This is a genomic window from Micromonospora sp. NPDC005205 (genome assembly GCF_040608275.1).
Taxonomy (GTDB): domain Bacteria; phylum Actinomycetota; class Actinomycetes; order Mycobacteriales; family Micromonosporaceae; genus Micromonospora.
This window is the reverse complement of record NZ_JBEXHV010000026.1, coordinates 25,888-39,945: the sequence shown is the minus strand read 5'-3', so window position 1 is coordinate 39,945 and position 14,058 is coordinate 25,888. Positions and strand designations below refer to the sequence as shown.

3 protein-coding genes are annotated in these 14,058 nt (G+C 68.0%); all 3 read right to left on the bottom strand.

The features are described from left to right. Positions 1-21: 21 nt before the first annotated feature. Complete coding sequence (locus tag ABZU43_RS30470) at positions 22-765, bottom strand: winged helix-turn-helix domain-containing protein (RefSeq protein ID WP_355009844.1); 744 nt, start codon at positions 763-765, stop codon at positions 22-24. A gap of 95 nt (positions 766-860) precedes the next feature. Further along, positions 861-3,230 (bottom strand): hypothetical protein, encoded by a 2,370-nt coding sequence (locus ABZU43_RS30465; protein ID WP_355009843.1) that lies wholly within the window; start codon positions 3,228-3,230, stop codon positions 861-863. A gap of 368 nt (positions 3,231-3,598) precedes the next feature. Further along, positions 3,599-13,525 (bottom strand): LamG-like jellyroll fold domain-containing protein, encoded by a 9,927-nt coding sequence (locus ABZU43_RS30460; RefSeq protein ID WP_355009842.1) that lies wholly within the window; start codon positions 13,523-13,525, stop codon positions 3,599-3,601. Between the last annotated feature and the right edge of the window lie 533 nt (positions 13,526-14,058).

Below are 14,058 nucleotides of genomic sequence, written 5' to 3'. Positions count from 1 at the left end.
CTGTCACCCGTTGCTCGCCGGTCAGGCGCGACCGCTCGTGGGCGGCGGGACCACCGGCAGGTCGAGGGTGTGTTCGGGGATGGCCAGGGCCGCGGCCAGGCCGGGGCGGCCGGTGGGAGTGAGACGGACGGCGCGGCCGATGCCCTGGCTGATCCAGCCCAGCTCGCTGAAGCGGCGGCAGAGCGCCGCGCCGAGCGACCCGGCCAGGTGCGGGCGGCGTTCGGTCCAGTCAAGGCAGTCGCGGACCACCGGGCGGCGGGCGACGCGCAGCACGTCCACTGGTACGCCCAAGCCGGCCGCCCAGGCCCACCCGTCGGGCGTGAGCGCCAGCCCGCTGGCCCGGTCAAGTCGGCGCTCGCTGAGCAGCGCGTCGTACATCAGCACGCCCAGCCGCCCGGCGAGGTGGTCGTAGCAGGTCCTGGCGTACGCCAGGGAAGCGCTCGCGGTCGCCGCGCGCAGCGACCCGGTCGGTGTGGGCGTGGCCGGGGCGTGCCCGGCCAGGTCCTCGATGAGCTGGGCCACTGACGGCCCGGCCAGCCGCAGGTAACGGTGGCGGCCCTGCCGTTCCTCGACGAGGAGCCCACCGCGGACGAGTCGGGTGAGGTGGTCGCTGGCCGTCGACGGGGCGACGCCGGCGCGCCGGGCCAGCTCACCGGCGGTCCATGCCCGCCCGTCGAGCAGCGCCAGACACATCCCGGCGCGGGTGCCGTCGGCCAGCAGGGCCGCCAGCTCGGCCATCCCCCGACCGTCGGTGCCAACGCTCATCGCCCCAGTCTAGGAAGCAGGCGCCGAGCCGGTGAACAACGACCCGGGGGCCTCCGTCGCGTGGACGAAGGCCCCCGAGCTGGTGGTGCCGAAGCTCAGGACTTCGGCGTCGGGATCAGGTGTGCGGTGAAGCTGACCGCCGACGGGCCGGCCTTCGCTGCCGCCATCCCACCGGGGGCGGCGAACCGCCGGTCCAGCGCGATGGTGGTGTTGTTCCGGTTGCGGTAGACCACCACGAAGCCGGTTCCGCCGGAGTTCTGGATCGGCGCGATGGTGGGATCGGTGGCGGCGGTGGCGGCGGTCGGGTCGCTCGGGTTCTCGTACAGGCGCAGCCACTCACCAAAGGTGCTGGAGCCCTGCTCGGTCTCGTACACCCGGTACATCTCGTTGTCGGGCCCGCGGGCGACGACAGCGATCCGGCCCAACGCCGGGTCGAGGATCGCGGCCGGAGAACCGGCTGCGGTGAACGTACCCACCGTCTGCCAGGTCGTCGGCCAGGCCCCACCCAGTTCCTGCTTCTTCATGATCAGCGAACCGTCGGCGGCACGGGCCACCACGGCGGTGCGGTAGCCCTGGTTGATGAAGGCGGCCGGCACACCGGTCACGTTTCCGCCGAGGTCTACCCACGCACTGAGGGTGCCGTCGGTGGAGTAGAGCGCGGTCTTAATGGTGCCGGTCATGGTGGTGGCGACCAGTCGGACACCGGCGTCGACCTTCACCAGGGTGACGCCGCCGGTGAGGTCGACGTCACCGAGGCTCTTCCACGACGCAGCCGTCCCGGTCTGTCGGTAGTGCCAGAGGCGACCATCGACGTCCACGGCGAAGATCACGCTGGTGCCGTCGGCGAGGGTGACCGAGGCGGGCCGGCCCACCATGGTGCCGCCGAGGTTCCCGGTCGTCGCCCAGGTCGCCGCGTTCGCCGCCGTCTGCGCACCGGTCCACACGGTGCCGGCGGTGTGCAAGGCGCTGATCTGCACCTGCTTGGTACCACCCTGCACGTTCAAGGCGGGCTGCCCGGTGAACGCCTCCGCACCGAACTGGGGAATGTGCTGGACGCTGCTGAAATCGTCCGGGTTCTGCTGGTGGACGACCCGCACCTGCCCGGTGTTGTCGGTGTGCGCGTAGACGATGACCCCGAGCGAGCTGCCGTCGCTCGGCTCGCCCTGCAACGCCGCCGAGCGGGAGAAGGACTCAGTCGGCAGGAACGGCATCGGGTCGGCGTACCAGCCCTGCAGGTCGACCACGATGTGCACGGTCCCGCTGCTGGCGTTCCTGATTTGGACCTTCCCCTCGGTGCCCAGCTTGGTCACCACGATGCTGGACCGGGCGACGTGCGCGGCGGGGAAGTTCGTCGTCGACGCAACGTTCAAGGCGCTGCCCAGGGGCGTGACGTTGAAGAACCCGTCAACCGTCGGGGCAACCGCGTGCACATTGAGGACGGCTGCGGCGATGCCGCGGGTCGGCAGGCCGTTGGTGCCCGCGACCGCGACATCGACGGTGCCGTAGGCGGGCACCGGCTGGGCGCCACTGGGGAAGCGGCTGTCGTACAGGGTGGTCGCAGGAACCATGCGCAGGCCGGCACCGGTGGTCGGGCTGCCGGTCCAGTAGCCCTGGACGGTGATGGCGACGTGCACGGCCTGCCCGCGATTCTCCAACACCACTGCGCCGCCGGCGCCGGGGTTCAGTTTGACGACCATCCCCATCGAGGTGGCGCCCTTGGCGTAGTCGATGCCGGTCTCCGCGGCCGTGCTCGACCCGACGGTCATCCAACCGTTACCGGTCGCGCCGATCACCACGACGTCCAGCATGACAGCCGTCGCGGAACTGGGCACGAGCCCACCACCGGAGATGTTGGCGGTACGTGTGCCACGGGTGGGCATCGTGCCGGCGGTGATCCCCTGGCCGGTCCGGGTGTCGACCACCCGGGTGTGGTCCACCGGCACGAACCCGGAGCCGAGGCTGCCGGTGGCGGTGGTGAAGTAGCCCACCACGTCCACTCTGATGTGGACGTTGCCGCCCGCGTTGCGCACCGCGAGCCTGCCGTTCGTACCGGGCTTGACCACCGCCGAATTGGTCATCACCTCGCCGATCGAGGCGTTCATGGCCGAGGCCTTTGGGTCGGTCAAGTCCGGGTAGATGGTCAGGAACGTGTTGGCGGTCGGGTAGATCGCCGTCACGTCGACCATCAACGCGCTGACCCCGCTGGTCGGGATGCCGGCGATGCCGACGGCGTTGAACGTGGTGACGGACTTGGCGCCCCGAACACCGGTGGTGCCGCCGGTGCCGTCCCGGGTGTCCAGCAGGGGGACGCTGTCGATCGGTACGAAGTCACCGCCCCTGCCAGCTGCGTCCGCGTGTGCCGATGAATCCATTTTGACCAGCGACGTTCCGGTCGATAGAAGTGCAAGCAGCATTACCATGAAGGCCCGAACCATCGGCCGTTCAGTCAGTTTCAGCGAGAGCACGTCATTCCTCATTAACAAGCTAGTGCCTACATTATGTTTTTAAAGCGTCTTTGCGTCGTGCCGACAGGTCTCGAAAATCCAGGTGATAACACCCGCAGAGCTTCCTCGATCGATTGCCCATATACGCATTCAAGGTGCGTCATCGGGCAACTCCGCCGATGGTAAGTATTCCGTCGGACTATCTCCTTCTTCCCAGAAAACCCACAGCCTCTTGCACGTCGGACAATTTAGAACGATTCTCGCCAACCCGAACAGGTCTGCAGCGTCGGAATCCACATTGAATTCACGACGAGACAGCAAGAGTAAGCCGCTATCAGGATCATCGTCCCTGAGCGCCGTCCCGCACACGCAAATCATCTTAGACATTTCTACCCGCCTATGAATTCCAAACCACCAATGGGCTGCTTGCCCCAGCTGTTAATCATCCCATTGACTCGCCCTAACGCGTTGCCGAACTCGCTCATAGCAAGCCCTGTGCCTCCGAGGTCAACAACCACGCCGCCGCCATTTACCTGGGAGTGCTTCTTGGCAACGCTGGTCAGGATGTGTTTGACGGAATCACTTGTTGGTGAGTACACATCCCAAGCAACTCCATCCACCAACAAGTCGCTCGTCATTCCTCCGGACCTTCTGCCAATGGGATCACGAAGAAGAACCTTCGCCCCGCGAGCCGCCATATGCTGCGCCGCTGCAATCTCGGATGCGGATGGTTTCGCCGCCGAGACTCGGAGAGACCCCAAAATTGGACCAGCAATGAACTCCTCGCAGTTGTGCACCAACACGGAGGTGTCGCCTGTCGCGACAAAGTACGTATGGAGCGCGTCGACGGTAAGGTTGTGGACCTGGCGATATTCCGTCCACTTTCGGATGGCCACGACGGACGCCGGTCGGTGATCCGCAGTCTCGAAGACGTAGCCGTTCGCCAGGTCCTTCGCCTCGACCCAACGGCTCTGATCAGCAATCCAGAACGGGTGGCCGGCCGTAGCGGTCAGCTTCTCCGTCCGGTCGCCCTGCTTACCGTCACTGTCGACAGTAATCTCGACAAGGTCCTTGCTGCCCGCGCCCACGATGAGCGCGGTGACCGTGCGTTCCTCGGTGCGCCCAGTCGTCGGATCGGTGGCGAGCACCTTCTCGCCGACCTGCACCTCGTCGATTCGCTTGGAGCTGCCATCCGCCATCAGCACGCGGGTCTCGCCCGTGAAGCTATTGGGGCACCCTCCAAGGAGCTTCTTGCCGATGTTCTGCATACCGCTGCCGATCGCGCGGGCCTCGCCTATGCCCGCGCTCAGCGCCTTGCTGCCGGCCGACCGGAGTCCGCCGCTCAGCCCGCGAATTCCCGCACCCAGAGCCTGGCCGCCGATGGATCCAAGCGCGCCACCGAGGGCACCGGTAAGGCCGCCCATCGCGGTGGCTCCCGCGAGGTCCCAGCCGCGCTTGCCGTCCATGTAGCCGGTGACCGCCGAGCCGACCGCTCCCGCGAGCGCCCCGCAGGCCACCGCTCCGACACCGGTCCAGCCGATCGCCGCGCCGCAGCCCAGGCCGACGATGGCACCGACGGCGAAGCCGGCGATCTCGGCGGCGTGATCCTCGACGAACTGGGTCGCCTTGTCCCACATCTTCTCGGCGCCCTCGACGAGCGGCGTCAGCTTCTGCGCGGCCGCCAGCCATAGGTTCTGGCTGTACTTCTGTGGGTCCTGGATGGCCATTGTGGTGACCGCGACGACGCTCGCGGCCATCTTGAAGCCGGTGGAGACCACCTTGCCGAGCGAGATGAGTGGCTTCGTCAGGGCCTGGATTACTGGCAGCTTGGTGAACTTGACCGCTTGTTGGATGGCCGACTTCGCGGCGGCGGTCACCGCGACCTTGGCCTGATGGATGCGTTGGGCGACGAGTTGCTTCTGTTGCTTCGCCCAGTCGGCAACGCGGGAGAGCTGGAGTCCGGAAACGATTTTCGAGTTGACGTACCGAACCGCGTTAATCGTCTTCTCGCCGATCCACTTCGCCGTGCTGGAGATCACTCGGCCGACCGCTTTGATCCCGGACCAGGCGTAGTGAGCAACGGTGGACACGAAGTTCCTGGCGTAGTTGTACGCCATCGAAGCGCCACTGACGACGTTGGAGACGGTGTTGCTCACGACGCTCGCCGCGCGCTTCATCCAACGCGGCCAGTGGCCGTCCGGGTCGTCGAAGTCGAGCGGGGCGCCAGCACCGTAGGTGTAGCGGTTGGCCAGGATCGAGTCGCCGGTGGTGTAGTTGACGCTGTCCCGCGAGGTGAACGTGCCGGTGCCGGGCTGGTACCAGCGGGCGCCCATGTCGACCTGCCCGGTGGCCGGGTCGGTCCAGTCCCCCTGGAAGCCCAGCCGGCCGGTGCTGCCGGTGCTGGTCACCTTCTTGCCGAACGGGTCGTACGCGGTGGAGTCGTTCAGCGTGGACAGTTGGGTGTCGGCCGGGTTGATGGCCGCCACCACGTCACCGTGGGCGTCGGTCAACGACAGCCGCTTGTCGGCACCCTGGACGGTGGCGAGCAGCTCGTCGTTAGGGCCGCGACCGTAGTACTCGTAACCGTCGTGCACCACCTCGTCGCCCAGCCCGGCGTAGACGAAGGAGTTGCCGGTGCGAGACGCGACCCGGTCCAGACCGTCGTAGGTGTAGTTCTGGTTCTGCGCCCCGGTGAGCCGGTCGAAGGCGTCGAACGAGAACTGTTCGGCCAGACCCGAGCTGGTGCGGGTCCGCAGGGTGCCCCGCGGGGTGTACGCGTAGGTGTAGTCGCCGTCGGAGAGCAGCCGGTTACGTTCGTCGAAGGTCGCGGTCTTGGACCCGGCCCGGACCCGGTTGCCGCTGGCGTCCCAGGCGTACGTGACGGTCCCGGCCGGGCTGGTCCAGGAGATCAGCCGGCCGGCCTTGTCGTAGTCGTAGGTGTTGGCGCCGGCCCCGGCGGTGCCGGTGGTGTTCTTGCTGGTGAGGTGGCCGTTCAGGTCGAAACCGTAGGTGATTGAGGCCACCGTCTGGCCGCCCGCGTTGCGCAGCACGTCGCTGGCGACCCGCCCGTAGTCGTCGTACCCGAAGGTGCGGACGCGGCCGGCGCCGTAGTCGACGGTCTTGACGTCACCGGCGGCGTCGTAGCCAAGCTTCTGCTGCTGGCCGGTGATGCTGTCGGTGAGTGTGTCGAGGCGACCCTTGACGTAGCCGAAGCTGGCCGTGCCGGTCAGGTCCGTGCGGCTGGTCACCCGACCGTCGTCGTTGTAGTCGAAGCTCGCCGTGCCGGACGGGCCGGCGGTGGACAGCAGCCCACCCCTGTCGTTCCAGTTGTACGTGTTGCTGCCACCGGGAGCGTTGACGCTCTTCAGCCGACCGTCCTGGTCGTAGTCCAGGGTCCGGGTCGCGGTCGGGGTGTCACCCCCGGAACCGGTCTCCTGTGTCAGGCGGCCGGCCGCATCGTAGGTGCGCATGCGGCTCACCCCACCCGGGGCGCTGAGCCGCACCGCGTTGCCGTCGGCGTCGTACGCGACCGTCCACGTCCGGTCCGCGGCTGTCGGGTGGGTAGCCGTGGACGGCTCGATCGCCGACTCCGGCAGACCCAACGTGTTGTACGTGTAGATGGTGGAGTTGTTGCGGCCGTCGGTGTAGCGGGTCCGGTTGCCGGCGGCGTCGTACCCGAAGGTGGTGGTGATCGGGTCGGCGTCGGTCGGCTCGATCTGCTTGACGAGCTGGTCCGCCGCGTCGTACTCGTAGGTGGTGACGGTGTTGTAGGGGTCCTTCGACGAGGTCATGTTGCCGGCCACGTCGTAGCCGTAGCTCTGGGTGCGCAGGACCGTGCCGTCGGCCTTGAGGTTCACGGTGCTCGTCCGGTTACCCAACTGGTCGTACCCGACCCGGGTGGTGCGGCCGAGGCCGTCGGAGACCCGGACCTGGCGGCCGGCGAAGTCGTACCCGAAGATCATGGCCTCGCCGGTCGGGGCGGTACTGCGGGTGATGTCGCCGGCCCCGTTGAAGGTGTTGACAGTCGTCGCCCCGGTGGGGGACGACGACGAGGTCAGATTGCCCGCGTCGTCGTAGGCGAGCTTGCTGACCAGGTTGCGGGTGGTCGGCCGTCGCTCGACGACAGTCTGCGTGACCTGCCGGTCGAGATCGTCGTAGGTCGACTCGACCCGGGCGCCGGTCGGGCCGGTGACCGACAGGACCTCGCCCGTGCGGGTGTAGGTGTAGCGGGTGAGCGCCCTGTCGTCGTTGGTCTTCGACGGTTCGTCCCGGATGGTCAACCGGTTGAGCTGGTCGTACGTGTAGTTGGTGATGCCGGCCGGGTCGGTCTCCTCCAGCACGTTGCCCAGGGCGTCGTAGCGGCGCTTGTGCTCCGGGGTGACCGGCTGGGTCACACCGGGCGCGAGGTACATCGGCGCGAGGCTGCGCACCACCCGGCCGAGCTTGTCGTACTCCGAGGTGGAGACTCGCCCGAGCGGGTCCTTGACGGCGACCTGCTCGCCGAAGGTGTTGTAGCCGACCGAACTGGTCGGGTTGGTGGAGACGGCGGCGTTGCCGTCGCTCTCGGCCAGGACGGTCGGGCCGCTCTGCCCGACCTGGCGACCCAACTCGTCGTAGCGGAAGGTGCTGGTGAACTTCGCCTTGTCGGCGCCGCTCACATTGCCACGCGGGTCGGTGACGGAGGTGCGAAGGCCGCGCCTGTCGTACGTGTAGCTGGTCACCCGGGTGCTGCTGCCGGCGGTGACCTTCTCGGTGAGCACGTTGCCGGCATCGTCGTAGGTGTAGTCGACGACCTCGGAGGTGGCCAGTACCTCCCAGTTCAGGTTCGACGGATTTCCGGTCCGGACGGTCTGCTTGACGTTGCCGTTGTAGTCGTAGGTGAAGGTGTTGGTCCGACGCACCCCCGTCGGATCCAGCACGGTGCTCTTCACCTTGCCGGCCTCGTCCGGCGTGTGGTCGGTGATCTGGGTGCCGTTGGCCCCGACCTTGCGGGTCACGTTGCCGGCCCCGTCGTAGGTGTTCTCCTCCACGACGTAGTCCCGCTTGGAGCCGTCAGGGTTGCGGAAGTCCTTGAGGGTGATCTTCTCCAACAGGTCGTCGCGGTAGTACTTGTACTCCAGTCGCCGACCCATGGCGTCGGTGTCGCTGGCCAGCCGCCCGGCGAAGTCGTACGAGTAGGAGTGCAGGACCAGGTAGTCGCCGGTGCCGGTGCCGGGGGTGCCGGCCGGGTCGCTGCGCCAGTCCCGCAGCCGTACCTCGGCCACCTTGTTCTGGGCGGTGTACGCCCAGTCGTAGCGGTTTCCGTTGGCGTCGGTCATGGTCGTCTTGTTGCCGAACCTGTCGTACCCGTAGCTGGTTTCGTTGCCCTCCGGGTCGACGACCCGGACCGGCCGTCCCTCGTCGTCGTACTCGGTGCTGGTGACCCGCTCGGGGTCACCACCAAGCAGGTCGCTGACGGTGACCTTGGTGGGGTTGCCGTCGGCGTCGTACTCGTTGACGGTTCGGCTCTGGTGCTGCTTGCCGGTGACGGCGTCGGTGGTGACCGGGCCGGTGACGGTGGCGACCCGCGAGTGCCCGTCGTAGGTGATCGTAGTGGTGACGCCCGCGGGATAGGTGTCGGAGATTTCCTTCTCGGTGATCCGTCGGCCGAGCGCGTCGTAGGTGTACTCGGTCACCAGCCCGGACGGCTCGGTCACCCTGTACAGGTCACCGTTGGCGTAGTACGCGTAGGTGGTGGGCTTGGTCTGCCCGTTGGTGGTGCTGCTGGCCAGCAACCCGGGCGGGGGGATGCCGTTGACACCGGCCTCGCCGCCGCTGGTGTAGGTGTGGGTGACCAGGCTGCCGTCCGGGTTGGTCTGGGTGAGGGGCTGACCGGTGCGGTCCCGGTACGTGAAGGTGGTCCGGAACTTGTTGTCGGTCGGGCCGCTGGAACGGCCGTCGCGCTGCTCCACCGCCAGGTCGATGCGGGGGTCGAACGGGTCGGTGATCGAGGCCGGGTAGGTGTAGTAGTTCGTGAAGCACTGGGTGGACGTACGGCAGCTCTTGCGGGTGGCGAGGCGACCCCGGCTGTCGTACGTCATCTCCACCGTGTCACCGTTCTCGTTGGTGACCTTGCTCTGCTGGCCGTCCGCGTTGTAGGAGAACGAGCGGATGGCCATGCCGTCCAACGGGTGCCGCACGAAGATCGGCCCACCGGCGTCGCCGGGGATCACCGTGCAGAAGGCCGGGTCGTTCGGGTCGGGCTGGGTGCAGACCTCGGTGGGCGGCGGGCTCGGCGTCGGGCTGGTCTGCCCGGGGCGGTCCTCCTCGCGGGTCTCCAGTCCGAGCGGGGTGCCGGAGCGCAGCAGTCGACCGGCGAGCGCGTCGTACTCGTACAGGTAGGGGCGGTTGGCCGGGTCGAGGACCTGGACGCTGCGCCGCAGGTCGGTGTCGCCGCCGTAGACGGTGGGCTGACCCACCTTCCAGGTGCCACCGTTGTCGTCGGTGTACTCCTTGACCCGGTCGGTGGCCGTGTCGTACTCGACCTCGGTGGCGACCCGGCCGCTGGGCAGGGTGACCCGGGTCAGCTGCTGGGCGGCCGGCTTCGCGTACCGGTAGTGCGCCTTGGCCGTGTCCAGGCCAATGGGGTGGGAGTAGACGGCGACCTCGTCGATCGTGCCGGCAAAGTAGCGCTGGGCGGTGCTGCCCCAGCCGGACCACGACGTGGGTGAGGTCGCCGAGGCGAGGCCGACCTGGTTGAAGGTCAGCAGCGAGTGCTCGATCGGCTGCCCCGTCTGCCCGAGCGGGGTGGAGACCGGCTCACCGTCGAGGTACATGGTCTGGGTGTTGGCCATCGCGGACAGCACCACGTGGTGCCACTTGTTGTCGTTGACGGTGCCAGCCGAGGTGAACGGTGCGATCGTGCCGTTGGCGAACTGGCCGCGCAGCTTTCCGTCGGTGCCGGTGTAGAGCAGCGGGACGCCGCTGGTCGCCGTGGTGCCGACGGCCTTGTCCTGGTAGCCGATGAGCGGGCCACCGGTCTGCGTCAGACCGATCTTGAACCACAGCTCGACGGAGACGTCGCGGCTCTTCTTGACCAGCCCCTTGGGCAGTTCGAGGTAGGCCGAGGTGCCGTTGAAGGCGGCGGCGGTGCCGTTGGTGCCCTCCAGCACACCGGGCTGGCCCAGTGTGACGTTGTTGCGGTACGTGCCGGCGTCCTTGCCCAGGTTGATCGCCACGTCGCTGGCCGCGCCGGTGCCCTCGGTCTCGCCGAGGTGGTAGTACGAGTCGGGCTTGGCGTCGAGAACGGCGGTGCGGTAGTGCGAACCGGCCGCGTAGGCGTAGTTGGTGCAGGCCGACTCCGGGCCGCAGACCTTGGTCAGCAGGTCACCCTCGTAGGTGTAGTTCCAGACCAGCTTCGCGCCGTTGACCTGGTCGGTGCTGACCGTGGCGATGCGGTTGCCGTTCCAGGTGAAGGTCAGCGAACGGCCGGCGGTGTTGCTCTGGCTGTTGGAGACCTGGGCCCGGGCGAGCTTGCCGGTCATCGGGTCGAGGGTCAGGTTGACCGAGTGCCCGGAGTTGTCGGTGATCTTCTGGAGTTTGTAGAGCAGGGAGAACTGGTAGGTGCTGCCGGTACGGTCGACAAGCTTCCAGTTGCTGCTGTCGACGGTGAGCTTCGCGACCCGGCCCGGCGGCGGCGCGTACGTGCCGTCCGGGTTCTTGCCGAACCGCACCTCCTGGCCGTCCGGGTAGCGGACCACCACGTTGCCGGAGCCGTCGTTGTCGGGAACCAACGTCATGTCGTACCGGCTGGACCAGCCGGCGCCGAAGACGCCGGTCGTGCGGGGGTCGAGGCTGTTGTAGGTGCGGACCAGGTTCAGCTCCGGACCGACGGTCACCACAGTGGCGTCCACGGCGGAGGTGGCGAAGTTTCCGGTCTGGGCGTCGAACTCGCGACCCTGCTCGGCGTTGGGCGAGGTGGCGATCCGGGACAGCAGGTCCGGTTGTGGCACCGAACTGAGCATTGTCGAGTACGGCGAGATGACCTCGTTGGCGCTGTCCTTGACGAAGGAGCGCCACAGGTAGCTCTTGCCCCAGACCATCCGGCCGGCGGGCACCACCCAGGACTGCTTGGCCTGGTAGCCGGAGTTGGTGCAGTTGGTCGCCGCACCGGCGTCGGTCTGGTCGCAGATCTCGAACTTGAAGGACAAGGTGGCGCCGGGTGCGGCGTCGGTGTCCACGGCCCGCGCCCAGAGCAACGGGGTGAGCGTCGGGGCCTGGTACCCGTTCTCCGGGTAGAGCTCCTGCACGACTGGCGGAACGTCGAACACCTGGAGCACGATCCGACCGGGTGGCACCTGGTGGTCGGTGAAGACCGCTCCACCGGTACGCACCATGGTGAAGTCGAGGAAGTAGGAGCCGGGCTCCAACCGCTTGACTGTCGCGTCGAGGGTGACCTTCGCGCCACGGGCCAGGGTGGCGGGTAGGTTCGCCGCCCGCTGCTGGGTCACCGCGGCGCCGGTCTGCGCGTTGTAGACCCGGTACGCGAGGTAGTAGTTGGCCGGCGTCCACGCCTCGGCACCGAGGTTGGTGACCGTCACCTTCACCTTGCCGTCCTGGTTACGCAGGACGGCCGGCTCCGGAGTGGGCTTCGGGATCGCGTACCCGGCGTTGTACGGGCTGTGCGTGACGTAGAGCGCCGGCGGGTTCGCGGTGCCGGTGCCGGCGAACTTCTTCCACGCCGAGGTGTCCGTGGTGGACGCGCGCAGCGAGAGACCGTTGTTGGCCTGCTGGCCGTTGGCCCAGCGCTGCACGAGGTTACGGCCGCCGACGCCGAGGTCGAACATCTCCCCGGCTGCCGGGCAGGCGGACTGGGACTGGCCGAGAGCGACGTACCCGTGGGCGAACGAGCGGCTGACCAGCGCGCCACCCACCGCCGGCCCCGGGTACGAGTAGCCGGTGCCGGCCGACCACGACCCGGTGACCGGGTGGACGCTGACCGCGCGCGCCTTGCAGGAAGCGGCGTCGAAGTTGACAGCGGAGAGCGCCGCCCCGTGGATGGTGTGGTTCTGGAGTCGGCTGACCAGGTTGCCGAACTTGAGGTAGGCCGCCGCGTTGGACCCGCCGGAGCGACCGACGAGCAACTCGCTGCTGCCGGACGTGGAGCTGTCTCCGTGCACGTACATGCTGCTGTCGGCGTTGATCGCAGCGACCGGCGGGCCGACGGTCGGGTCGACCTCGACCGGGTACCGCCGGGCCGGGTCGGTCAGCCAGGCCCGGTCGGGGGTGACCTTCAGCGCCGTCTGCCCACCCGTGGTGACCAGTTCGTACGCCACCTTGGTGGAGGTGGCGGGACCGGCCGCGCCGGTGCCGGCGTCCACCATGTAACCCGCCGGGATCACGCCGCGTTCACGCCCGTCGCGGTCACTGAGGACGACCTGACCGTCGACCAGCTTCGCGGTGAGGTTGCGCAGGTTCAACGGGAACACGAACGAGGCGGGCGCCTTGGCCGAGCGCAGGACCAGGGTCTCCTTCACGCCGCCCGCCCGGGGCTCCAGACGCAGGTCGACGTCGGGGCGTACGCCGGGGTAGGTGACGGCGTTCCCGTTCACCCGGCCCGGCGCGTTGGCCGCCTCGGCCATACCGAAGCCGAACTCCGTGTCACCGTCGAAGCTCACCCGGGCCACCTGACTCGCGGCGCCGTTGCCGGCGAGGCGCAGACCGACCGAGTCGGCCGCGATCCCCCACCCGTCGGCGGTCGGCACCAGGGCGTGGTCGATGGGCGCCCAGGTGCCGTCCGGCTTGCGGTAGTTGATCGGGGAGGAGGAGAACTCGGTGGTCTGGGTGCCGTCGGCGTTGTCGAAGACCCGCTGGTTGACGTCGCGCTCGGCCGGTCGTTCCCGGCTGGTTCGCTTGTCGAAGCCTGGGGTGTCCTCGACGGGTGCCGTCGCGACGGACGCCTTGTTGCGCCCCGGGGCGGGCTTGTCGGCGAGCTTGTGCAACGGGTACTGCCCGCGCATGGACTTCGGCAGGTCACGGTTGGGGCGTCCGGGTGTCACGTGACCCTTGCCGGCCGCCGAACCCCATGCCTGGTTCGGCTTCGCGCCGCCGCCACCCCGACCGGCGGAGGCCACACCGTCCCGGTCGCGGGCACCGCCCGCCGGCAGCGCCGTCACCCCGCTGCCGCCCAGGTTGAGCATCAGCACGCCGGCCAGAGCGGCGGCCAGGACCGACCGGGTGGTGCCGGAGCCGAACATCGAACGTTGCCGGGGTAGCCGACCACGCAGATCGGTCAGCCGACCGCGCGGGTCGGGCAGACGGCGAATGCTGAAGGACATGGTCACCCCTGGATCGAGGACGGGCTAAGAGGCGGAGACAGGCACGTGCCGGCCGCGAGACCTGCTAAGGCCCCACGAAGCCGGGTGTCGATCGCCGCTACCTCTTCACGGGCACGGCGTTACGACGTCGACTCATCGGTCGACGAGAATGTCAGAAAAGAGAAAGAGACAACTTGGGTGGACGGAATTCACGCGGGAGCGGAGCGCCCAACAATATTCGTGTCGCCTCGGCACGGCAGAATGCCGCCAAGTCAGCGGTCACAGCTTCACACCCCCGTGTGCTGCTACTCATCGATATGCCGCTGTAGGTTGCAGCACGCTCGATCGGCTGTCAAGCCACAGTGGCGGCAACCTTCCTCATTTGCGCTACGACCTGGGGAGACTACTTTCCGTTAAGACTTCGACCATTTGGAGCCTTTAGTCCCTTTACTCCCTGCTCCGACCCGCCCCGAATGTCCATCGTGGATGTTTCCGGAGCCCACGAACCGGGCGGAGCTTCCGCCTTGGCAGGCGACCCACGGTCGTGCATGATG